General features: G+C 72.8%; 1 protein-coding gene. It reads right to left on the bottom strand.

Translation table 11 applies throughout. The features are described 5' to 3' along the window. On the bottom strand, window positions 1-228 hold a 228-nt coding region (locus FVP33_RS19660), incomplete at both ends, for a M14 family metallopeptidase (RefSeq protein ID WP_222706799.1).

The following is a 228-nucleotide window of genomic DNA, read 5'->3' as shown; positions in this document are numbered from 1 at the left end:
CAACCTCCACCGTGACGGCGGTGCAACTGCGGGCGAGGCGCCCGGTTTGGAAGCCGCTCGGCTGCGTGGCGAAGAGGGCGCGCTCGGCGAAGGCGCGCGCCGCCGCCAAGGTGGCGTCGTCGCGACGGGCGACCACGGAATAGGGCGGATTGCGTCCGGTGTTGTTGTGGATGGCCACCGCCAAGCGCGGCGGCGCATCCGCGACGATTGCGCTCACCGCGTCCGCCA

The organism is Lacisediminihabitans profunda (assembly GCF_008040105.1).
Taxonomy (GTDB): domain Bacteria; phylum Actinomycetota; class Actinomycetes; order Actinomycetales; family Microbacteriaceae; genus Lacisediminihabitans; species Lacisediminihabitans profunda.
This window is presented reverse-complemented; position numbering and strand designations above follow the sequence as displayed.